At 73.3% G+C, this 18,444-nt stretch carries 22 protein-coding genes; 7 read left to right on the top strand and 15 right to left on the bottom strand.

Going from position 1 to position 18,444, the window contains the following annotated elements; translation table 11 throughout:
• Positions 1 to 22: 22 nt before the first annotated feature.
• A complete protein-coding gene (locus ACFVFS_RS02655) occupies positions 23 to 859 on the top strand; it encodes a DUF4097 domain-containing protein (protein ID WP_380619275.1) in 837 nt (278 codons plus the stop codon).
• A gap of 89 nt (positions 860 to 948) precedes the next feature.
• Here the strand turns inward: ACFVFS_RS02655 and ACFVFS_RS02660 are convergent, their stop codons facing one another.
• The gene (locus tag ACFVFS_RS02660; protein ID WP_380619277.1) at positions 949 to 1,677 is read right to left on the bottom strand and encodes a TetR/AcrR family transcriptional regulator; all 729 of its coding nucleotides are present in this window, start codon (positions 1,675 to 1,677) and stop codon (positions 949 to 951) included.
• A gap of 164 nt (positions 1,678 to 1,841) precedes the next feature.
• On the opposite strand from ACFVFS_RS02660, the gene ACFVFS_RS02665 reads away from it, so the two are divergent.
• Positions 1,842 to 3,359, top strand: coding sequence for an MFS transporter (locus tag ACFVFS_RS02665; RefSeq protein ID WP_380619279.1), 1,518 nt, complete (start codon positions 1,842 to 1,844; stop codon positions 3,357 to 3,359).
• Positions 3,360 to 3,434: 75 nt separating this feature from the next.
• Here ACFVFS_RS02665 and ACFVFS_RS02670 read toward each other — a convergent pair whose 3' ends face one another.
• The 5 genes from ACFVFS_RS02670 to ACFVFS_RS02690 all read right to left on the bottom strand — a co-directional run bounded on the left by ACFVFS_RS02670 (position 3,435) and on the right by ACFVFS_RS02690 (position 7,061).
• Entirely contained in the window at positions 3,435 to 4,091 is a 657-nt protein-coding gene (locus ACFVFS_RS02670) for a peptidase inhibitor family I36 protein (protein ID WP_380619281.1), read from the bottom strand.
• A 115-nt stretch (positions 4,092 to 4,206) separates the two neighbouring features.
• A complete protein-coding gene (locus ACFVFS_RS02675; RefSeq protein ID WP_380619283.1) occupies positions 4,207 to 5,235 on the bottom strand; it encodes a CU044_5270 family protein in 1,029 nt (342 codons plus the stop codon).
• Complete coding sequence (locus ACFVFS_RS02680) at positions 5,232 to 5,864, bottom strand: RNA polymerase sigma factor (protein ID WP_380619285.1); 633 nt, start codon at positions 5,862 to 5,864, stop codon at positions 5,232 to 5,234. The genes ACFVFS_RS02675 and ACFVFS_RS02680 overlap by 4 nt, the downstream gene beginning before the upstream one ends.
• A 143-nt stretch (positions 5,865 to 6,007) precedes the next feature.
• On the bottom strand, positions 6,008 to 6,193 hold the full coding sequence (locus tag ACFVFS_RS02685) for a DUF397 domain-containing protein (RefSeq protein ID WP_380619287.1): 186 nt from the start codon (positions 6,191 to 6,193) through the stop codon (positions 6,008 to 6,010).
• Positions 6,194 to 6,197: 4 nt separating this feature from the next.
• On the bottom strand, positions 6,198 to 7,061 hold the full coding sequence (locus ACFVFS_RS02690) for a helix-turn-helix domain-containing protein (protein ID WP_380619289.1): 864 nt from the start codon (positions 7,059 to 7,061) through the stop codon (positions 6,198 to 6,200).
• A gap of 203 nt (positions 7,062 to 7,264) precedes the next feature.
• On the opposite strand from ACFVFS_RS02690, the gene ACFVFS_RS02695 reads away from it, so the two are divergent.
• Complete coding sequence (locus tag ACFVFS_RS02695) at positions 7,265 to 7,627, top strand: ATP-binding protein (RefSeq protein ID WP_380619291.1); 363 nt, start codon at positions 7,265 to 7,267, stop codon at positions 7,625 to 7,627.
• 331 nt (positions 7,628 to 7,958) lie between these two features.
• Positions 7,959 to 8,348 (top strand): hypothetical protein, encoded by a 390-nt coding sequence (locus tag ACFVFS_RS02700; protein WP_380619293.1) that lies wholly within the window; start codon positions 7,959 to 7,961, stop codon positions 8,346 to 8,348.
• Positions 8,349 to 8,355: 7 nt separating this feature from the next.
• On the opposite strand, the gene ACFVFS_RS02705 is transcribed toward ACFVFS_RS02700, so the two are convergent.
• From ACFVFS_RS02705 to ACFVFS_RS02735, 7 genes are all read right to left on the bottom strand, one after another.
• Positions 8,356 to 9,624, bottom strand: coding sequence for a serine hydrolase domain-containing protein (locus tag ACFVFS_RS02705; RefSeq protein ID WP_380619295.1), 1,269 nt, complete (start codon positions 9,622 to 9,624; stop codon positions 8,356 to 8,358).
• Positions 9,625 to 9,852: 228 nt separating this feature from the next.
• Positions 9,853 to 11,145, bottom strand: coding sequence for a serine hydrolase domain-containing protein (locus ACFVFS_RS02710; RefSeq protein WP_380619297.1), 1,293 nt, complete (start codon positions 11,143 to 11,145; stop codon positions 9,853 to 9,855).
• A gap of 212 nt (positions 11,146 to 11,357) precedes the next feature.
• Positions 11,358 to 12,617: a serine hydrolase domain-containing protein gene (locus ACFVFS_RS02715; RefSeq protein ID WP_380619299.1), complete on the bottom strand. Its 1,260-nt coding sequence runs from the start codon at positions 12,615 to 12,617 to the stop codon at positions 11,358 to 11,360.
• Positions 12,618 to 12,816: 199 nt separating this feature from the next.
• Positions 12,817 to 13,554 carry a hypothetical protein gene (locus tag ACFVFS_RS02720; RefSeq protein ID WP_380619301.1) on the bottom strand — a complete coding sequence of 246 codons (738 nt, stop codon included), beginning with the start codon at positions 13,552 to 13,554 and terminating at the stop codon, positions 12,817 to 12,819.
• A gap of 205 nt (positions 13,555 to 13,759) precedes the next feature.
• Positions 13,760 to 14,530: a CDP-alcohol phosphatidyltransferase family protein gene (locus tag ACFVFS_RS02725; protein WP_380619303.1), complete on the bottom strand. Its 771-nt coding sequence runs from the start codon at positions 14,528 to 14,530 to the stop codon at positions 13,760 to 13,762.
• 111 nt (positions 14,531 to 14,641) lie between these two features.
• Complete coding sequence (locus ACFVFS_RS02730; protein ID WP_380619305.1) at positions 14,642 to 15,358, bottom strand: YidC/Oxa1 family membrane protein insertase; 717 nt, start codon at positions 15,356 to 15,358, stop codon at positions 14,642 to 14,644.
• Between the two features lie 92 nt (positions 15,359 to 15,450).
• The gene (locus ACFVFS_RS02735) at positions 15,451 to 15,750 is read right to left on the bottom strand and encodes a DUF6412 domain-containing protein (RefSeq protein ID WP_380619307.1); all 300 of its coding nucleotides are present in this window, start codon (positions 15,748 to 15,750) and stop codon (positions 15,451 to 15,453) included.
• A gap of 225 nt (positions 15,751 to 15,975) precedes the next feature.
• Here ACFVFS_RS02735 and ACFVFS_RS02740 point away from each other — a divergent pair, with 225 nt between their 5' ends.
• Together ACFVFS_RS02740 and ACFVFS_RS02745 are read left to right on the top strand one after the other, a co-directional pair.
• Positions 15,976 to 16,260 (top strand): type II toxin-antitoxin system Phd/YefM family antitoxin, encoded by a 285-nt coding sequence (locus tag ACFVFS_RS02740; RefSeq protein WP_380279392.1) that lies wholly within the window; start codon positions 15,976 to 15,978, stop codon positions 16,258 to 16,260.
• A complete protein-coding gene (locus tag ACFVFS_RS02745) occupies positions 16,253 to 16,675 on the top strand; it encodes a type II toxin-antitoxin system VapC family toxin (protein WP_355370541.1) in 423 nt (140 codons plus the stop codon). Before ACFVFS_RS02740 ends, ACFVFS_RS02745 begins: the two co-directional genes overlap by 8 nt.
• 6 nt (positions 16,676 to 16,681) lie before the next feature.
• On the opposite strand, the gene ACFVFS_RS02750 is transcribed toward ACFVFS_RS02745, so the two are convergent.
• Both ACFVFS_RS02750 and ACFVFS_RS02755 read right to left on the bottom strand, forming a co-directional pair.
• Positions 16,682 to 17,134, bottom strand: coding sequence for a hypothetical protein (locus ACFVFS_RS02750; protein ID WP_380619309.1), 453 nt, complete (start codon positions 17,132 to 17,134; stop codon positions 16,682 to 16,684).
• Positions 17,131 to 17,646 carry a hypothetical protein gene (locus ACFVFS_RS02755; protein WP_380619311.1) on the bottom strand — a complete coding sequence of 172 codons (516 nt, stop codon included), beginning with the start codon at positions 17,644 to 17,646 and terminating at the stop codon, positions 17,131 to 17,133. The genes ACFVFS_RS02750 and ACFVFS_RS02755 overlap by 4 nt, the downstream gene beginning before the upstream one ends.
• 231 nt (positions 17,647 to 17,877) lie before the next feature.
• Here ACFVFS_RS02755 and ACFVFS_RS02760 point away from each other — a divergent pair, with 231 nt between their 5' ends.
• The gene (locus ACFVFS_RS02760) at positions 17,878 to 18,435 is read left to right on the top strand and encodes an RICIN domain-containing protein (protein WP_380619313.1); all 558 of its coding nucleotides are present in this window, start codon (positions 17,878 to 17,880) and stop codon (positions 18,433 to 18,435) included.
• Positions 18,436 to 18,444: the final 9 nt, after the last annotated feature.

Raw genomic sequence — 18,444 nt, forward strand, 5'->3', positions numbered from 1 at the left:
GAGCCACGAGGACGGGACAGCCATGCCTTCTTTCGACACGCCCAACCCGATCAGCGCCACCCTGGAGTTCGACATCGGCTCGGTACGGATCACCGCGTCCAAGCGCACCGACACGGTGGTCGAGGTGCGCCCGACCGATCCGGGCGCCGAGCCGGACGTCCGGCTCGCCGAGCAGACCAGGATCACCTGCGCCAACGGCGTCCTGGTCGTGAAGGCCCCGAAGAAGCGCTCGATCTTCGGCCGGACGGGATCCATCGATGTCACCGTCGAGCTGCCGGCCGGCTCGGAGGTCCGCGGTGACGCGCCGATGGGCGACTTCCTGCTGGAGGGCGTCTTCGGCGACTGCCGGCTGAAGACCTCGGTCGGCCGGATCCAGGTCGACGAGGCGGCCACCGTCCGGCTGCGGACCGACCACGGGGACGTCCGGCTGGGGCGGGCCGACGGCGACGCCGAGGCGTCGGCCTCCGGGCGGATCGAGCTCGGCACCGTCGCCGGTTCGGTGACGGTCAAGAACCTCAACGGCGAGACCGTCGTCGGGGAGGTCGGCGGGGAGCTGCGGGCCAACTCCTCCAACGGCGCCATCACCGTCGGCATCGCGCAGGCGGGGGTCGACGCCAAGTCGGCCCACGGCAGCATCCGGATCGGCGAGGTGGTCCGCGGTCGCACCGTCCTGCAGACCTCCATCGGGGATCTTGAGGTCGGCATCCGGGAGGGCACCGCCGCCTGGCTGGACGTGCACACCAGGGTCGGCGGCGTCCGCTCCGCGCTGGAGGCCTCGGACGCGCCGGGCGGGTCGGGGGAGACGGTCGAGGTGCGGGCCCGGACGCAGGTCGGAGACGTCGTGATCCGGCGGGTCTGACCGGCCGTCGGCACGACCGGCCGTCCGGGGTCGGCGGCCGCCGGGACGGGCGGCGGTCGCGGGCCCCGGACGCGCCCGAAGCGGGCAGCCTAGCGGGGGAGCCGGAGGGCCAGGCCGTCGAGGATGACGTCCAGGCCGTAGGCGAACTTCTCGTGCCGCAGGGCGGCCGGGTCCGTGACGGCGCCGGTCGCCGCCTCGGCGAAGGCCGCGGCGAGGAACTCGTGCTCGGCCACCGCCTTCTCGGCGGAGGGCATCAGGCGGGCGATGAACTCGGCCTCGGTCCGGCCGCTCCGCATGACCGTGGTGAGGAAGGCGGCCTCGCTGGTGCTCATCCCGAGGACGTAGGAGAGCACGGTGTCGATGGCCCGTGACGGCTCCGGGAAGCCGGCGGCGGAGAACAGCGCGGCCATCCGCTCGGAGACGGTGACCAGGTTGGGCCCCAGGTAGACGAGTCCGGCCTGGCCGATGACGGACCCCAGCCAGCGGTGGCGCAGCGCGGTGGCCCGGAACGCCTCGCAGGTCGCCGTGACGTCGGCCCGCCAGTCGGAGGCGTGGGGGTCCGGGACGGGGATCTCGCCGAAGACCTCGTCCAGCGCGAGCTCGATCAGCTCGTCCTTGGTGGCGACGTGCCGGTAGAGGGAGGTCGCGCCGGCGTTGAGGCGGGCGCCCAGCTTGCGCATCGAGAGCGCCTCGACCCCGTCGGCGTCGAGCACGGCGACCGCCTCGCGGACGATCGCCTCCCGGCTGAGCGCGGGCTGTTCGGGCTCCCGCTGCCGCCGGGCCCACACGGACGGGATCGGGTTCGTCTCGGCGGCCATCGGTCGGCCCTCCCTCACTGGAATCGGTCTCAGGACATCCCTGCGCACACCGTTCGCAGGAAGCGTACAGGAAACAGGATTGCGCACACCGTTCTTCGCTGCGTACAGTGTGCGCATCGACGGAACGCCGTACGCATCGTCGTACTTCGGAGGGGAAGAAAATCATGGAAGGCCGTAACCCGCGGCGCTGGTGGATCCTGGTCGTGCTGTGCCTCAGCACGCTCGTCCTGGTGGTCGACGGCATGGCGCTCACCGTGGCGGTGCCGTCGATGACCGAGGACCTGAAGGCCACCGCACAGGACACGCAGTGGATCCTCGACTCCTACATCCTGGTCTTCGCCGGACTGCTGCTGACCTCCGGAAGCCTCGGCGACCGGTTCGGCCGGCGGAAGATCATGATCCTCGGCCTGGTGCTCTTCGGAGCGGCCTCGCTGGCGGCGACGGTCTGCACCAACCCCGGTGAGGTCATCGCGAGCCGGGTGGCGATGGGCGTCGGCGGCGCGCTGATCATGCCCTCGACCCTGTCGATCCTCATCACCGTCTTCGAGGAGGACGAGCGCGGCAAGGCCATGGCGGCCTGGGGCTCGGTCTCGATGCTCGGCCTGGTCGGCAGCCCGGTGCTCGGCGGCGTGCTCATCGACCACTTCTCCTGGCACTCGATCTTCTTCATCAACGTGCCGGTGGTGGTGCTGGCGATCACCGCCGCGCTGGTGCTGATGCCCGAGTCCAAGGGCCCGTGGCAGAAGCCGGACCCGCTGGGCGCGGTCCTCTCGGCGGTCGGCATGACCGCGCTGATCTGGTGGATCATCGAGATCCCGAAGCACGGCGCGTTCGGCGGCAACTCGCTGATCTCGCTGACGGCGGCGGTCGTGGCGCTCGGCGGCTTCGTGGTCTGGCAGAACGTGGCGGCGGAGCCGATGGTCCCGCTGGCACTCTTCAGGAAGCGCAACTTCAGCGGCGGCTCGCTCTCGCTGACCCTGGTCCAGATCGGCAACGGCGGGCTGCTGCTCGTGCTCACCCAGTACCTGCAGTTCGTGCTGGACTACTCGCCCCTCAAGGCGGGCCTGGCCTTCGTGCCGATGGCGGTCGCGGCCCTGATCGGCAACGGCGCCGGCGCGGGCCTGACGGCCAAGATCGGCTTCCGGCCGCTGGTCCTGGTCGGCATGGGGCTGATGGCCGGCGCGTTCGTCCTGCTCAGCACGGTCGACGCGGACACCGGCTTCACCGTCCCGGCGGTGGCGCTGGCCCTGCTCGGCCTGGGCGCCGGCCTCGCCATGCCGGCCGCGGTCGGCGCGCTGATGGGGGAGATCCCGCCGGAGAAGGCGGGCGTCGGCTCGGCCCTGAACGACACGATCCAGCAGGCGGGCACCGCGCTCGGCATCGCGATCCTCGGCTCGCTGCTGGCCGGCGGCTACGCGGACAAGATGCCGGCGGGCTCCTCCGAGCAGGCCAAGGCATCGATCCTCGGCGCACTGACCGAGGCCGGCGCCAAGGGTGACCCGGGCCTGGCCCACGAGGCCCGGGAGGCGTTCACCTCGGCGATGTCCACCACCCTGACCTTCAGCGCGGCGGGCGTCCTGGCGGCGGCCGTGCTGGCGGCGGCGGTGCTGCGGAACAAGAAGGTGGGCGCCGCGCAGGCCCCGGAGGGGGTGAAGGAGGAGGTCGTCGAGCCGGTGGTGTGACATCGGCGGGCGACCGCGACGAAGGCCGGCACCCCGGGGAGGGGGCCGGCCTTCGGGCGTCGGTGCGGGCGCCCGCTACAGGACGACGTAGTCCGCCTTGTCGTTCCAGTTGCCGCCGTACGGGTAGCTCAGGCCCGTGAAGTCGTAGCAGTTGCCGTTCCACAGGTAGACCGAGGGGTCCGGCTGCAGGGTGCGGTCGTCGTAGACCGTCAGGTCGCCGCTGGAACGGAACACGCAGGCGGCGCTGGCCATGTCGCGGAACGACCAGTCGGAGAGGTACTTGGTGCCCGGCTGCGACCAGCGCAGCAGGGAGCCGGAGAAGTTGGTGTGCTCCCAGAGGCAGGCCCAGCCGGAGCCGCAGTCGGAGGTCGCCTGCGGCGACAGCACGACGCCGGGGGCCGCGGCCGGTGCGGCCTTCGCGGTCCGGGCGAGCGCCGGGTCGAGGGTGGCGAGCGCCTGGTCGGCCTCGGCGACGCTGTCATGGCAGTAGACGGCGCCGCCGGTCACCTCGGTGCAGACGCGGGCGCCGTCCCAGCCCTTGGCCAGGTCGATCTGCCGGCCCTTGTAGGTGGCGATCACCGGCTTGGACGGCGTTGCCTTCGTCGAACCGGCGGACTGCTGGGCGTCGGCGGACGGGGCCGCCGGCGCGGGTGTCGCCGTGGCCGCCGGGGCCGCCAGCGCGAGCGCGCCGGCGGCCGCGGTGACGACGGCGAGCATGCGGAAGGAACGCACGGTCAACTTCTCCCCTGATGAGTCGTGGCAGGACTGTGCTGCCACGACCCAACGCCGGATCGGCCGATCGCACAATAGTTCCGACGAGGACCGGTCAATGGCTGGCCGAATTGGCTCAGTGGCTTGATTCCGTGGCCCCCGCGGGCGCCGCCTCACCGGCGGCGTCGACGATGCCCTGGGCGAGGACGGCGGTGGACTCCACATCGTCCCCGACCTTGCCCCACGCGCTGTCCCGGACCAGGACGGTACGGGTGCCGAGCAGCCGCAGGGTCGTCCGGTCGAAGATCCACTCGAAGCGCCGTCCGTCGTTCACCCTGGCCACCGCCACCCCGTGCCGCCCGGCGGCGTCGACCGCGTCGTCCACGGCCACCACCCCGGGGATGCGGGCGGCGGCGCGGTAGAGCGCCGAGCCCACCTGGGGCGGGACGACCGAGTCGCGCAGGATGTCGCCGATGGCGATGAAGGCCTCGTGGTCCGCTCCGGCGGTCGACGCCGAACCGGAGCCGTGGTTCGGCCGGGCGTCGGCGTAGACCATCTTCAGCAGGGCGTCGGGGTCGGTCGGCAGGGTGGACAGCAGCCGGTAGGTCGGGGAGTTCAGCGAGCCGTGGTCGACGGCGGGGAGCCGGCCCTCGGTGCCGTCGCGGCGCTGGAGGCCGGCGCGACCGCCGTCCACGGCGGTCCAGCGCTCGGTGGTGGCGGTGGTGGCGGTGGGTGCCATGGCGCCGTCGGGGGCCTCGGACAGGGTGGTGGTGTGGGCGACCGTCCTGAGGTAGGTGAACTGGCTGTCCTGGGCGGGGAACTGCGGCTGGCTGTAGGCCACCTTGGCGATCCGGTCGAGGAGTTCGACGGAGGCGGCGGTGGCGGGGGTCGGCGGGTCCTGGGTGGAGGAGGCGTCCGGGGTGAGGGTGACGGCGGTGATGGCGGCGGCGGTGGCGACGGCGGCCACCACGACCAGGCCGCGCCAGCGGGCGGTGAGGGCGGAGAGGGTGCGGGGCCGGCCGAACTCGGCGAGCAGCACGTCACGACGGGCGGCCAGGTGGGAGGGGGAGGGCTCCGGGTGGGGCGGCGGGGGGAGCAACCGGGCGAGTTCACGGCGCTCGCTGTGTTCGTTCCACTCGGAGTGGTCGGTGCGTGTGTTGCTCATGGCCGCCTTTCCTGGTGGTGGCCCACGGACTGATGGCTGATGGCGAGGCCGGCGGGCGTCGAGGAGGCGGAGGAGGCCCGGCGTGGTGCGGGGGGATCCTCGGCGTCGACGATCCGGCGGAGCTTGTCCCGGACCCGCGAGAGCCGGGAGCGGACGGTGCCGACGGGTATGCCCAGGGCCTGGGCGGCCTCGGCGTAGCCGAGCCCGGACCAGACGACGAGGGTGAAGACCTCGCGCTCCGGCCCGCCGAGCTGGTCCAGCGCGCGGACGGCCGCCGCCGCCGTGTTGGCGTCGGTGATCCGGCTGACCACTTCGTCGGCGAAGTCGGGGATCGGATCGCGGCGCGGCAGCCGGGACATCGCGTCCCGGTGCCGACGCGCGGTGCGGGCGGTGTTGCGGAGCACGTTGGTGGCGATGGCCAGCAACCAGGCGCGGGGGTGGAGGACTTCGTCCCGGAGCTTCCGCCGGAGCCGCCAGGCTTCGAGGAAGGTGAGGGAGACGATGTCGTCCGCGAGGTCGCGGTCCCCGGTGGACCGGTACGCGTGCGCGAAGACCGTGCGAGCGTGCTGATCGTAGAGCTCGGCGAACAGCCGGCGCTCGCCGCCGGCCTGCGGCTGCTTACTGGACAAGGAGGACTCCACGCAGATCTGGTGTCCGCAGGGGGGAGACGGTTCCCAAGAAGTTTGCGGAGGGTCGGGAGGGGAGGGGAGGGGAGGGGAGGGCGCAGGCTCGGCCCGCGCCCTCCCCGGGTCCGGCGGCTGACGGATGCGGGTCAGGTGTTGAAGTCGCCGTTCTGGATGCCGGCCACGAGGTCGCGCCATTCCGTGATGGTCAGCTGGGCTATGGAAGAGGGGTGGAGGCTGCTCCGGACATAGACCATGTCATCGGCCATGGCCACTTCCGGGCAGCTCGCGCCTTCACCGCACGCTTCGGGGCGCTGCCAGCGGAGGTCATCCATCGTGCTAGATCTCTTTCTTGAGGACTGTGATGAAGTCCCGGGACTGTCCCGGCGACAGGGAGCGGTCTGTCATGGTCTCCAGGATGTGGCGATAGTTCTCCAACTGCCGCTGTTCATGAAGGAACACCGGCCCGCCAACTGCATCCAGTTGGAGCGTGTCCAGCCGGGGAAGCGGGCCTCTCGCGTAGATAATCCCTTGGCCAGCACCCTTGAAGCCGTTGGCCTCGAAGGTGAGCACGTGGAGCGTGACGTGGGGGAGTTCCGAGAAGGTCAACAACTGCTCCAGTTGCCTCTGGGCAGCGTTGCGACCTCCAAAGCGCATCCGGAGTGCAGCCTCGTGGACAACGGCTGTGTATGGCTGGGCGCCTTCGGCCATCAGGAAAGCTGAGCGCTGGACTCGATTCTCGACACGCGCTTCGAGTAGGCGAGGTGATAGCGGCGGATAGACGTCTTGGAAGATCGCACGTGCATACTCCTCGGTCTGCATGACACCCGGAATATGGCAGACCTGGTAGGTGTGCATGCCTTGGGCGAAGAACTCCATCTCGGAGATGTCCAAGAACCCGGCTGGTACGGAGCCGCGATATTCGACCCACCACCCGCGATGCCGCTCCTCGGCCATGCGGGAGAGAGCATGGATGAACTCGGCATCGCTCTCCTCGTAGTCGGAGGCGAGTGCGCGGATGCGCTCCGCGTTGACCGGGTAGTACCCCTTCTCGATCTGAGTGATCTTCGTCCGATCGAGCCCGAGTAGTGCGGCGGCCTGGGCGGTCGTGCGGCTGGCGCTGTCGCGCATCTTCCGCAGTTCGATACCGACCCGTTCCTGCCTGACCGTCGGGGTGGTTCGTGGTGGCATGCCCTCAAGCATCCACCTTGATTCATCGGCGGGTCCAGCAGCACCTCTATCGAGTGACAAAGGTGGGAAGAGTGCCCGCACATGTGCCACCTCTGCTCTACAGTCTGTGATGCACCGCTCACCGGACGGATCGTCATCAACGTCACTCACCTGGGCAGTTGGCACCCTCATGTCTCCATCCGGTGCGCCCCACCTACACCGCTGGGAGTGTCCCCATGTGTAACCGCAACACCCCCTCCCTCACCGTCGCCCGCGAGGCCCTCCGCTCGGCCATGGGCCACGCCGGCTTCCTCCCCGACGCCATCGCGGACGCCGAACTCGCCCTCGTCGAGCTGATCGTCAACGCCTGGCGCCACGGCTGTACGGCCTCGCCCGTCGTCCTCGTCCTCATCCTCGACCGGACGCTCCGCGTCTCGGTCGCCGACAACTCCTCGGACCTCCCCGACCCCCGCACCCCCGCCGAACTCGCCGAATCCGGCCGGGGGCTCCAGCTCGTCCAGGGCCTCACCCACCGCTGGGGCGCCGACCCCCAGAAGCGCGGCAAGCTGGTCTGGTTCGAGCTCGACCACGCCGCGTGACCACACTCGGTCTCCTGGCCCTCATCATCACGGCAGCGATCGTCGGCGCCGTCTGCCGTCTCCGCTCGGAATCCCTCCACGAACGCCACCACGACCAGGACCACCGCATACCCGAGTAGCCCCCCGTCCGGGGCGCGCGCCCGGCCTGACCGGCTGCCCGGTCGGCCAGGCCGGACGCGCCTGCCGCGGCCGTTGCCCCGCCGTCGCCGCCGCCGGGGGTGGGCGGCGACGACGGCGGTCGCGGTCCGATCATCGTCCCCGGGGCGGAGTGCGTCCGTCCATCTGCCGATCGGCGGGAGGACGTTCCTCCCCGAAGCTCAGCCCGGAGCCGATGAGTTGTGCTGCTACGGTGTTCGCCGCGTTCTTCGTACTCAGCTGGCTCATCGCCCCCGACCCGCCGCCGAGCGTGGTCGGCCGGTGGGTGGTGAGCGAGGGGCCCGCCGGCACCCGGTTGGAGCTGCTGGACGGCGAGCGGCTCGGGCCGTCCGTCATACCGGCCTCGGCGTGCGGGGCGACGGCCCTGGAGGCCGACGACCTGCGGGAGATCGCCGACGGTACCCGGGATGCGTACTGGGACCCGGACGGCGGGTACGGCGTGAGCGTCAGCGTTGCACAGCCCGCGACGTGCTCCCTCGCGTTCGGGAACTACGTCGCGAAAGGCGGCGAACACACCCTGTGGTTCGCCGGCCCCAAGGCCCATTGGGCCCTGGTCCGCCCCTGAGCACCGATCAGCGCCCGGCGCCCCGCAGCGCCGAGAGCCCTGCCGCCACGTCGGCCGGAGCCGCCGCAGCGCCGCCGCACAGCGTCTTGACCGCCACGTTGACGACCGCCGCGTCGAGGCCCGACGGGTCCGCGCCCGCGTACGGGTTGTACGACAGCGCCACCTGCCGCTTCCCGTCCGCCGTGCCGAACAGCAGGGTGCCCCATCCCGGCAGGCCGCCGTCGTGGCCCCACAGCGGGCCGCAGCCGAAGTCGGCCTGGGCCACGCCGAGGCCGTAGAACGAGTGGCCCGAGCCGGTCGGGACCGTCCGCTTCAGCTCCGCCTGCTCGGCGGGCCGCAGCAGCCTGCCCCCGAACAGGGCGGCGTGGAAGCGGTTGAGGTCGGCAGGGGTGGAGATGCCGTTGCCCGCCGCGTCGGCGACGGTCGGGTTGAAGCGGGTGATGTCCGCCGGCCCCTCCGCCAGCTTGGCGTACGCGTGGGTGTGCGGGCCGCGCACGCCGGTCTCGGAGCGGGGGAACACGGTGTCGTCGAGGTGCAGCGGCTTGACGATCCGCCGCTCGACCTCGCTCTGCCAGCTCTTCCCGGTCAGCTTCCGGATCAGCATCCCGGCGAGCACGTAGTTGGTGTTCGAGTAGTGCCAGCCCTGCCCCGGCGCGAAGTACGGCGGGTGCGCGACGCCGACCGCGACCAGTTGCTCCGGCCGGTAGTCCTGCCAGCGGCTCGACCCGCGGACCCAGTCGCGCAGGCTCGCCTCGTCCCGGTAGAAGAACCGCGGGTCCTCCAGGTAGTCGAACAACCCACTGGTGTGGTTGAGCAGTTGGCGCACGCTGATCGCGCCGCCGTTCGGCACGAGGCCCGGCAGGTGGCGCTCGACCGGGTCGTCCAGCCGCAGCCTGCCCTCGGCGACCAGCTGGAGCACGACCGTGGACACGAACGACTTGGTGACGCTGCCGATCCGGAACCGGCCGTCCGGCCTGACCGGTTGCCCGGTGGCCAGGTCGGACGTGCCGGCCGCACCCCGCCAGACCCGCCGGCCGTTCTGCCGGACCTCGGCGAACGCGGCCGTCGAGGAGCCGTCCGCGATGAACGCCTCCAGCTCCGCCCGGGCGTCGACGCCACCCGGGCGGGCCTCGGCCCCGGCCGCTCCGGCGGGCTCGGCGGCCATCGCCGTCGCCGGGGCGAGCGCGACGACCGTCGCCCCGGCCAGCGCGGCGGAGGCCAGCCGGATCCCCAACCGGGCTCGTCTGCGCGGTGCGTGAGTCCGAACGAGCGTCATGGTGAACCATCCTCCCCGTGGCCCGGACCTCGGGCCCTCGTTCCTCAGACTCGCACCCGCCCCGCCGGGCCCGCGTCGTCCTCCGGACCGGCGCCGGCGGCCCCCGGTGGTCCGTCGGGGGTATCCCGGGACCCGGTCGAACGGCGGGGGTGGCGCGTTGGCCAATCGGCGTCACCGGGGTTGACGCCGAGCCTCCCCGTCCGCCCGCCCCGCCGTCCGACGGGTCGGTCAACGCAGCGTCTTCAGCGGCGGGTTCGCCGCCGCGTCACCCGTCCCGGCCACCGCGCCGGAACCGCACGACGCCTTCACGATGAAGGCGTTCAACGTGGTGAAGGTCTCCTCGGTCTCGGACCCCTGCGAGAGGTTGAAGGAGAGCGAGAACTGCCGGGTGCCGTCCTTGGCCCCGAGCCACACGGTGTTGTACCCGGGGAGCCCGCCGGTGTGGCCCCAGACCTCGCCGCACGGCAGGTCGTAGCGGATCAGCCCCAGCCCGTAGTGCGCGCCGATCATCGGTGCCGGGACGGCCGTCGTCATCTCCGCGAGCCGGGCCGGCGACAGCAGCCTGCCGCCGAACAGGGCGGCGTGGAAGCGGTTGAGGTCGGCGCCGGTCGAGATGCCGTTCCCGGCCGCGTCGCCGAAGCTGGGGCTCAGCCGGGTGACGTCCGCCAGGCCCTCCGGCAGTGTGACGTACCCGTGGGCGTGCGGGCCCGGCACGGCTGTCCGGGTGTTCTGGAAGGTGGTCTCGTCCAGGTGAAGCGGCTTGACGATCCGCCGGTCCACCTCGCTCTGCCAGGCGCGCCCGGTGACCTTGCGGACCAGCTCGCCGAGGAGGACGTAGTTGGTGTTCGAGTAGTGCCAGCCCTGCCCCGGCGCGAAGTACGGGGTCCCCTGCACGCCCACCTCGATCAGCTGCGCCGGGCTCCAGGTGGTCCAGCGGCGGTTGGCGAGGTACGAGCGCAGACTGGCCTCGTCGTGGAAGAGGAAGCGCGGGTCGTCGAGGTAGTCGTACAGGCCGCTGGTGTGGTTGAGCAGTTGGCGCAGGGTGATGGCGCCGCCGTTCGGCACGAGGCCCGGCAGGTAGTGCTCGACCGGGTCGTCCAGTCGGAGCTTCCCCTCGTCGACGAGTTGGAGCACGACGGTGGAGACGAAGGTCTTGGTGACGCTGCCGATCCGGAACCGGCCGTCGGCGCGCACCGGTCGCTGCGAGTCGATGTCGGTGACGCCGGCGGAGTCCCGCCAGACCCGGCGGCCGTTTTCGCGGGCCTCGCCGAGCGCGGCCGTCGAGGCTCCGCGTTCGACGACGGCCCGCAGCTCGGGGCCGAGGTCGACCCGCGCGGCGGCGTCGGCCGTCACGATGGCCGCCGACCTGCTGTCCCCGTCGGCCGCCACCGCCGCCGTCGGGGCGAGCGCGACGACGGCGGCGCCGGCCAGCGCGACGGCGGCGAGCCGCCCGGCGTGCGGGCCGGTCCGGGTGGCGGACCGCGCTGTGCGGGTGGCGGAAGTGGTGCGGATGACGTTCATGGTGATCCCTCCCCGGGGCCGAACTCCGGCCCCCTTCCCTCACGTTCGCACCCGCCGCACCCGGTCGCGTCAGCCTCCGGGACCAGCCTCGGTGGCCCTCGGGGGTATGGCCCGACCCGGCCGAACGGCGGGGTGGCCCACCGATGGGATCGGCGTCCGCGGGGTTGACGCCGGGCGCTCCCCGGCACTCGACCGGTCGCGCATGTCCGGTCTCAACGAGGCGTTGTGGGAGATGAGTTCGCGCTCACCTCTGCAGCGGCCCGCGGTCCGCAGGAGGCCGTCCGGACGAAGGCGTCCATCGCGGCGTGGGTGCCGGGGCTCTCCACGCCGGCCACATCGTTGAAAGAGAGCGAGAACTGCCGGGTGCCGTCCTTCGCCCCGAGCCACACCGTGCTGTACCCGGGGACGCCGCCGGTGTGGCCCCAGACCTCGCCGCACGGGAGGTCGTAGCGGATGAGCCCCAGCCCGTAGTGCGCGTCGATGTCGGCCGCGGGGACGACCGCCGTCATCTCGGCGAACCGCGCGGGCGACAGCAGCGCGCCGCCGAACAGGGCGGCGTGGAAGCGGTTGAGGTCGGCGGTGGTGGAGATGCCGTTGCCCGCCGCGTCCCCGACGGTCGGGTTGATCAGGGTGATGTCCACCGGGCCCTCCGGCAGTCGGGCGTATCCGTGGGCGTGCGGGCCGGGGATGCCCGGCGAGGAGCCCGGGAACACGGTGTCCTTCAGCCCCAGCGGTTCGACGATCCGCTGTTCCACCTCGCGCTGCCAGCGGTGCCCGGTGACCTTGCGGACGACCTCACCGAGGAGGACGTAGTTGGTGTTGGAGTAGTGCCAGCCCCGGCCGGGCGGGAAGCGCGGCGTCCGGCCGGCGCCCGCCTCGATCAGTTCGGCCGGACGGTAGTCCTGCCAGCGGCGTCCGGCGAGGAAGGTGCGCAGGCTCTCCTCGCCCTGGAAGAGGAAGCGCGGGTCCTCCAGGTAGTCGTCCAGGCCGCTGGTGTGGTTGAGCAGCTGGCGCAGGGTGATGGCGCCGCCGTTCGGGACGAGGCCCGGCAGGTGGCGCTCGACCGGGTCGTCCAGTCGGAGCCTGCCCTCGTCGACGAGTTGGAGCACGACGGTGGAGACGAAGGTCTTGGTGACGCTGCCGATCCGGAACCGGCCGTCCGCGCGTGCCGGGCGCCGTGAGTCGAGGTCGGTGACGCCGGCGGAGCCGCGCCAGGTGCGGCGGCCGTTCTCGCGGGTCTCGGCGAGTGCGGCCGTGGTGGCGCCGCCTTCGACGACGGCCCGCAGCTCGGGGCTCAGGTCGGCGCGGCCGGTGGCGTCGGCCGCCGCGGTGGTCGAACTGCTGCCGCCGTCGGCCGCGACCGCCGCCGTCGGGGCGAGTGCGACAACGGCGGCGCCGGCCAGCGCGAGGGCGGCGAGCCGCCTGGCGCGTCGGCCGGTCCGGGTGGCGGAGGTGGTGTGGGTGACGTTCATGGTGATCCCTCCCCGGAGCCCGAACTCCGGGCCCCGGCAACCACGTTCGCACCCGTGAAAGCCGGTCGCGTCACCCCTCGGGATCAGCCCCGGCGTCCCCGAGGGGACGACGCCGCCCGGCCGAACGGCGGGGGCGGTGCGACCGGTGCCATCGGGGTTGTCGGCGCCTCCCGGAGGGGCGTCGCCGCCGTGGAGGGCCTCAGGTGCCGACGCCGTCGGCACCGGCGGCGAAGCCCTCGTGCGGGCCGTCATCGGACCGGGCGACGGTCTCCCGGGCGGTGCGGGCGCCGAGCAGACCGGTGCGGGCGGCGAACGCCGGCACCAGCAACCGCAGTGCCCGGCGACCGTGGAGCGCGGCCAGGAGCCCGGTCTCCTCCGGCTCGGCCGGGGCGGTGCCGGGAAGGGGGTGCCGCCGACGCATCCCGCGTAGCAGCCGGTGCCCGGCCAGGGTCCGGGCCGGGGCGCACAGGACGGCGAGCGAGAGCAGGGCCGGCGGCAGACCCGTCCAGAGGGACCCCTGTGCCGCGACGGCCACGGCGGTTCCGCCGGCGGCGAGGGCCAGGAGGCCGGCGGCGGCCAGCCTGGCCCGGCCGCAGCGCAGGCCGCGTCGGGCCAGGTCGGCGACCGCCTCCTCCTGAGCCCGTCGGACGGGCGGAGTGACGGCGGCGTCGGCCAACGACAGGTCCCGGCCGACCGCCGCCCACACGGCCCGGTGCAGCGGGGTCGCGTCACGTCCGGGGCCGGTGTGCACCACCCGCCGCAGCCGGCCGTACCGGTCGGTGTCGACCACCTCCGCGAGGTGGAGTTCCACGACGGCCACCGCCAGCGCGGCCTTCGGACCGCCCCGCACACCCGCGAGGCCGACCGCCGTCAGCCCGTCCGGTCTCCCCCCGGCGGGCAGCCACCGCAAGAGCCCCGCGCCGACGAGCCCCGCCACGGCGCACACAACACCGATCGATCCCACCATGCCCCCCATCAACGGACGGCGGGCCCTCCCCGGCCCGCCTCCCAGAAGAGTGGCACGAACGGACGACCACCGCCCGGTAGTCGGGTTCCGTCGTCGCGATCCGGACCCCGCGGACGCGCGACGGCGCGCCACCCCTCGGGGTGGCGCGCCGTCCGGAGCCGGGCCCGGTGCCCGCTCAGCGCAGCCGGGAGGAGGACAGGATCGACGCCAGGTGCGCGACCACCATCCCCCAGGTGATCACGGTGATCGCGGCGACCGTCGCCTGCGTGGGGTCGGTGGTGCCGACCACCGCGTCCACGACCGCCGCCGCCAGCAGCACCAGCGAGGCCTCGATCCCGTTGGTCACCCGGTGGATCTTGAACACGGACGCCAGCCGGCGCGCCGTCGCGATGCCCTGCGACCGCGGCTGCGTCGACTCCTCGTCCGCGGGCGCCATCCCGCTGCGCGCCCGCGCGACGTCCACCAGGTCGGTCGACGCCTTCAGCAGCACGACGCCCAGCGCGGCCGCCAGGCCCACCGAGACCCACAGCTCCGAGCCGCCCCGGGCCGCCCGGACACCCGCGCCGATCAGCAGCGCGGCGTCCGCCAGGTAGGCGCCGAGCCGGTCGACGTACACCCCGGCCATGCTGAACTGCCGCTTCCAGCGGGCCACCTCGCCGTCGACGCAGTCGAACAGCAGGAAGCCCTGCATCAGTACCACCGCCAGCACCGCGCCCGGCAGTCCGGGGATCAGCAGCGCCGCTCCGGCACCCACCCCGCAGACCACCATCACCCAGGTCAGCGTGTTGGGCGAGACCGAGGTCCGCACCAACTGGCGGGTGACCCGCAGCGACACGGCGCGCATGTAGAGCCGACCCGCCCAGTGCTCCCCGTTGCGGCTCGCCAGCTTCGCCTGCGGCTGGCAGACCTCCCGCAACTCGGCCAACGCCGGAGCAGCGACCGCCATGATCCGACCCTTCCCTTCGCCTGTGTGTGCTCACCTGCGTGAGCGTCCGGCCGACCGGCCCAAACGATCACACAGGCTAGAGGAGTCCCGGCCCGCACTTGGACCCGGGCGTCACACCAGGGCCGCTCCCACCGGCTCCGGTGCGCCGTCACGGTACAGCCAGGCCCGCTCGACGGCGGACCAGGTGGTGGTGGTCAGCAGGTAGACCCCGGCGGCGAGCGGCACGAGGGCGGCGAACAGCACCGTGCCGAAGGACAGGTACGGCAGGAACGCCAGCCCCGGCTGCGGCGGGGTGCCGCCCTCGGCGGCCTTCGCCGCCTGGGCCGCCTGGGCGCGCCGGGCCCGCCGGAAGCCGGCGTACGCCACCGCCGCCAGGCCCGCGTACAGCAGGGCGAACACCGCCCACTGCCCCGCGCCCTGCACCTGGCCCACGTGCAGGCCGAGCGGGGTGCCGGCCAGGGTGTGGCCGAGCAGGTCGTTCGGCGTGGTGAACAGCCGGTACATCACCGAGAAGAACGGGATCTGCACCAGCATCGGCAGGCATCCCGCGAACGGCGAGGCCTTCTCCTCCCGGTAGAGCTCGGCGAGCGCCGCCTGGAGCTTCTCCGGGCGGCCCTTGTGGGTGCGGTTCAGCTCGGCGACGCGCGGTGCCAGCCGGGCGCGCGACTTCTCGCCGCGCGCCGCCGCCCGCGCCAGCGGGTGCAGCGCCAGCCGGACGCAGACGGTGAACAGGACGATCGCGAGCGCGGTCGGGACGACGTGCGCGAGTGCGGCGACGATGTCGTGGGCCAGGCCGACGGCCGGGTCGAGAACGGCGAAAACGGACATGACGGGGCGAGCCCTCCGGGGTCTCGGGGTACGAGTGGTCGGCGGAGGACGGCCGCGCTGTACGGCGGTTCCGGGAAGGACTGCTACCGGGACTACGCGGCCGCCGGGGCCGCGCCCGGCGCCCTCGGACGCCGTCGGCCCCGGGCGTCCGGATCACGCTGCGGCAGGAACGCCGTCCGGAACGCGCGCCTGCGCAGCATCCCGTCCCGTACGTTCGCCGGTGCCCGCGCCCCCAGCAGCCGCGCGACGACCAGCGCCCCCGCGACCGCCCCGGTCACCAGCACCACGGCGGCCGCGGCCGCCACCGAGGTCAGCGACCCGCCGCCCTCGGCGAGCCACTCCCCGCCCATCAGCACCCGGAGGACGCCGAGCAGCATCGCGACCACCGCCACGTCCCTGCCCTCCTTCGGCGCTCCGGATCCCGGCTCTACACAGCGGGAAGACGATCGGGCCCCCGCCCCGGTTCCCGGCTCAGGGCGTCCGGGCGGCGCTGACCCGCCGCACCCGGCCCGTCCCGTCCGGCCCCGGCAACGAAGGGCCCGGCCTCCGCACGACCTTTTCACGGGATCGGCGGCAGGGGTGTAGCCGCAGGTGCTACACGGGGCTACCTTGGGAGGATGAAGACGATTACCCAGCGGGAGTTCCGGAACAACTCCGCCGCGGTGATGGACGCCGTGGAGGCGGGGGAGACCTTCCACATCACCAGGAACGGGGTCGAGGTCGCCGAGCTGCGGCCGGTGGCGGGACGGCGCCGGCTCACGGCGGAGGAACTGGTGGCGCGGCACGTGAAGCTGCCACGCGTGGACTATCAGCAGCTGCGCAAGGAGGCCGAGGAGTACTTCGGCCCGGAGGAGCTGGTCGGGGACGAGGACGGCGACCCGTTCGAGCGGCCGCGTGGCTGAGCGGCGACGGGCGTCCCGGCGGCGGCCCGCCGGGGTGCTGGACACCTGCGTCTACATCGACCTGGCGCTGCTCAGCCCGGCCGACCTGCCCGCCGTGCCGGAGCTGACCGCGATCACCTTCGCCGAGCTGCAGCAGGGCGTCTCCATGGCCCGCGACCCGATCAGCCGGGCGGCCCGGATGGAGGTGCTGGGCGCGGCGATGGCGGACTTCGAACCGCTGCCCTTCGACGCGGCCGCCGCCGCCCGCTACGGCACCCTGGTGACCCTGACCATCGCCGCCGGCCGCCAGCCGCGCCCGCGCCGGATCGATCTGATGATCGCCGCGATCGCCTCCGCGCACGGCCTGCCGCTGTACACGCGCAACGTCGCGGACTTCAAGGGGCTGGGCTCGGCCGTGGAGGTCATCGGCGTCTGACCCCGCTCAGCCGCCCGCGGCCGTGACGGCCGCCGCGCCGTCCCGCTCGACGCGGTCGGCGAGGGCGGCCGCGGCGATCAGGGCCTGCTTGCGGCGGCGGGTGCGGTGGACGGCGACGGGGACGCCGTCGGCGGTGGCCAGGACGGCGAAGTGCGGGCGGCCGGTCAGCTCGTTGAACAGCCAGCGGCCGACGACGAACAGGAAGAAGCCGAGAACGGCGACCATCGCGAGCGCGGCGCCGATGCCCGAGGCGTCGGAGGCGAGGCCCGAGGCCTCGATGCCCGGGCCGCTGCGGCGGCGCTTCGGCTTCGGGACGGCGCCGGGGACGTCGAGCCGGACGACGGAGAGGCCGACCGTCCGGCCGTCCGGGCCGGCCACCGCGACGTGGCCGGTGTAGGGGACGTTCTCGCCCCGGGCCCAGCTGCGGCGTTGCAGGGTCATCATGCGGGTGGCGCTCATCGGCTGCTCGCGGTGGCCGGGGCGGGGAGGTGGAGGGCGGTGGTGCCCTCGCGTTCGACGCGGTCGGCGAGCGCGGCGGCGGCGGTCAGGGCCTGCTTGCGGCGGCGGGTGCGGTGGACGGCGACGGGGACGCCGTCGGCGGTGGCGAGGACGGCGTAGTGCGGGCGGCCGGTCAGCTCGATGTGCAGCCAGCGGAGGGCGAGGCCCAGGAACACCAGGGCTCCGCCGAGCTCCGACAGCAGGGTGAGGAGCCCGAGGATGCCGACGACCAGGCGATTGCGGGCCCCGCGCTTGTCGGGCTTCCCGTCGCCGGGCAGGCCGGCGCCCACCCAGACGACCCGCAGGCCCACCGGCCGTCCGTCCGGGGTGGTCACCGTGACGGGTGTCCAGTGGACGTTCTCGCCCCGGGCCCAGCTGCGGCGTTGCAGCGCGACCGCGTCGGCCTCGGCCCGCCGCCGCTGCTCCGCACTGTCCGTCAGGCCCTGTTGATACCGCTCCCCCCAGGTCTGCATGGGATGCAGCGTAGGCGAACGGGCGAGCGAAATGGCAGGGCGGCGGGCCGAGTTCAGCGGAGTTCAGGAGAGCCCGGTGAGGTTCCGGCGGGGCCGGGGCGGGGAGGCGTGTATCTCTTGTGAAGGATTCGTGGAGCTGTCATCATCGATTCGCCGTGGCGGAGTGGAGCGGGGCGGACGCCAGGGCGAGCCGTGTGGCCGGCCGTCCCGTACGGGCGAAGGGGTGGGGACATGACGTTCCGTCCGAAGAGGCGGGCGGCGGTGCGTGCGGGTGCGGTGGCGGCCGGCGCGATGCTGGTGCTCAGCGGCCCGGCGGCCGCCGCGTCGGCGGCGGTCATGGGGTCGGGCGATCCCCCGGCGACCGCCGGTCCGTTCCAGTACGTCAACCGCAGCAGCGGGAAGTGCCTGGAAGTGGCGGACTGGCGGCTGGACGAAGGGGCGCCGGTCCGGCAGTGGGACTGCACGGGCGGGGACAACCAGAAGTGGAAGCTGGTGGGCCCCATCGATGTCGCCACCGGCGACTGGGCGCTGGTCAACGTCCACAGCGGCAAGTGCGCGTACTGGCCGAACGGGAGCCCGGTGGGTCCCACCGGCGGGACCCAGTTGGTCCAGGTCACCTGCGGCCGCTGGCTGCTCTGGACGATCCCGTCCCGCACGGATCCCGCGAGCACAGTCATCCGGGGCGCCGATCTCGTCCTGGAGATCGGCGGCTTCAGCGGTGCCCAGGGCGCGCCCGCGCAGCTGTGGTGGTTCAACGGCGGCGCCAACCAGCTGTGGGAGCGGCGGTAGGCGAGGCAG

Source organism: Kitasatospora sp. NPDC057692 (assembly GCF_042799475.1).
In the GTDB taxonomy this organism is placed as follows: domain Bacteria; phylum Actinomycetota; class Actinomycetes; order Streptomycetales; family Streptomycetaceae; genus Kitasatospora.

Excerpts from the sequence above, each read along its gene's own strand:
- ACFVFS_RS02655 (WP_380619275.1), top strand. The coding sequence starts at position 23 with ATGCCTTCTTTCGACACGCCCAACCCGATCAGCGCCACCCTGGAGTTC.
- ACFVFS_RS02660 (WP_380619277.1), bottom strand. The coding sequence starts at position 1,677 with ATGGCCGCCGAGACGAACCCGATCCCGTCCGTGTGGGCCCGGCGGCAG.
- ACFVFS_RS02665 (WP_380619279.1), top strand. The coding sequence starts at position 1,842 with ATGGAAGGCCGTAACCCGCGGCGCTGGTGGATCCTGGTCGTGCTGTGC.
- ACFVFS_RS02675 (WP_380619283.1), bottom strand. The coding sequence starts at position 5,235 with ATGAGCAACACACGCACCGACCACTCCGAGTGGAACGAACACAGCGAG.
- ACFVFS_RS02685 (WP_380619287.1), bottom strand. The coding sequence starts at position 6,193 with ATGGATGACCTCCGCTGGCAGCGCCCCGAAGCGTGCGGTGAAGGCGCG.
- ACFVFS_RS02690 (WP_380619289.1), bottom strand. The coding sequence starts at position 7,061 with ATGCTTGAGGGCATGCCACCACGAACCACCCCGACGGTCAGGCAGGAA.
- ACFVFS_RS02695 (WP_380619291.1), top strand. The coding sequence starts at position 7,265 with ATGTGTAACCGCAACACCCCCTCCCTCACCGTCGCCCGCGAGGCCCTC.
- ACFVFS_RS02700 (WP_380619293.1), top strand. The coding sequence starts at position 7,959 with ATGAGTTGTGCTGCTACGGTGTTCGCCGCGTTCTTCGTACTCAGCTGG.
- ACFVFS_RS02705 (WP_380619295.1), bottom strand. The coding sequence starts at position 9,624 with ATGACGCTCGTTCGGACTCACGCACCGCGCAGACGAGCCCGGTTGGGG.
- ACFVFS_RS02710 (WP_380619297.1), bottom strand. The coding sequence starts at position 11,145 with ATGAACGTCATCCGCACCACTTCCGCCACCCGCACAGCGCGGTCCGCC.
- ACFVFS_RS02715 (WP_380619299.1), bottom strand. The coding sequence starts at position 12,617 with ATGAACGTCACCCACACCACCTCCGCCACCCGGACCGGCCGACGCGCC.
- ACFVFS_RS02725 (WP_380619303.1), bottom strand. The coding sequence starts at position 14,530 with ATGGCGGTCGCTGCTCCGGCGTTGGCCGAGTTGCGGGAGGTCTGCCAG.
- ACFVFS_RS02730 (WP_380619305.1), bottom strand. The coding sequence starts at position 15,358 with ATGTCCGTTTTCGCCGTTCTCGACCCGGCCGTCGGCCTGGCCCACGAC.
- ACFVFS_RS02740 (WP_380279392.1), top strand. The coding sequence starts at position 15,976 with ATGAAGACGATTACCCAGCGGGAGTTCCGGAACAACTCCGCCGCGGTG.
- ACFVFS_RS02750 (WP_380619309.1), bottom strand. The coding sequence starts at position 17,134 with ATGAGCGCCACCCGCATGATGACCCTGCAACGCCGCAGCTGGGCCCGG.
- ACFVFS_RS02755 (WP_380619311.1), bottom strand. The coding sequence starts at position 17,646 with ATGCAGACCTGGGGGGAGCGGTATCAACAGGGCCTGACGGACAGTGCG.
- ACFVFS_RS02760 (WP_380619313.1), top strand. The coding sequence starts at position 17,878 with ATGACGTTCCGTCCGAAGAGGCGGGCGGCGGTGCGTGCGGGTGCGGTG.